We start from the raw sequence: 1,060 nt of genomic DNA, 5'->3' as shown, positions 1-1,060 counted from the left end.
GACCTTGGAGGCTCCGATGCCAAGCGCCGCCTCGCGTATCGACGGTGGCACCGCGCGCAGCGAAGCGCGCGAGGCGATAATGATGATCGGCAGGGTCATCAGCGCCAGCACCATGCCGCCGACCACCGGGGCGGAGCGCGGCATGCCGAAGAAATTCAGGAATACGGCAAGTCCAAGCAGGCCGAAGACGATCGAAGGCACCGCCGCCAGATTGTTGATATTCACTTCGATCATCGTCGTCAGCCGGTTCTTGGGCGCAAATTCCTCAAGATAGATCGCCGCTGAAACGCCGATCGGGAAGGCGATGGCCAGCGTTACGATCATGGTCAGGAACGATCCGACGACCGCGCCCCAGACACCGGCCAGTTCCGGCTCGCGGCTTGCGCCGGTGAAGAAGAAGATCGAGTTGAACCGGCTTTCGATCAGGCCGGCGCTCTTCAGCGTGTCGAGCCAGACGATCATCTTGTCCGAAATCTTTCGCGATGCTTCCGGCGTCTCGATTACGCGCAGGAATGCCTGGCCGCTCGCGGCGGGCGCCGTGCTGTCCAGCGCCTCGATCACCGTGCCCTTAGCGATCACCATGCCGTTGGCCGCAGGTGACAGCGCGGTCAGCTTGACCGTGCCGCCATTGAACGCGACCAGCAGCGACGACGCGCCGCTCGTCAGGGTGAGCATGCCGTTTTCGCCCTCGGTCGCACCATGGCCGCGCGCCAGCCCCAGCATGGCATCGTCGCCGAAGGTCAGATCGATGTCGCCGCCGATTTGCGAAGGCGTGACGCTTGTCGAAATCGCTTCGTCCGAACCGACGTCGGCAAGCAGACCCTTGAGATAGAGGTCGGCAAAATCGTCAAGTGGAACCGCATAGTCCACCGTTCCTCCGAGCATCCCCGGATCAGCCGCAATATCCTTGCGCAGGAACACGCCTGTGCCGGTGGAAATCAGTCCGCGCAGCAGGCGCTTGTCCTGGCGGCTCGTCACATCCGGAAATTTTGCCGTAAGCGCTTCCTGAGCGATGGCGTCGTAATTCACTTCGTCGAGTTTCGCCGGGTCGACCTTGGCC

At 62.6% G+C, this 1,060-nt stretch carries 1 protein-coding gene; it reads right to left on the bottom strand.

Translation table 11 applies throughout. The annotated features are described in order from the left end of the window. Positions 1-1,060, bottom strand: a 1,060-nt coding sequence (locus EOA86_RS35860; RefSeq protein WP_128345762.1) for a DUF3333 domain-containing protein, incomplete at both ends; no start/stop codon positions are given.

It is taken from the genome of Mesorhizobium sp. M5C.F.Ca.IN.020.32.2.1, from assembly GCF_004023105.1.
Taxonomy (GTDB): Bacteria; Pseudomonadota; Alphaproteobacteria; order Rhizobiales; family Rhizobiaceae; genus Mesorhizobium; species Mesorhizobium wenxiniae.
Note: the sequence above shows the minus strand (reverse complement) of the source record. Positions and strands in the feature narration are given on the sequence as shown.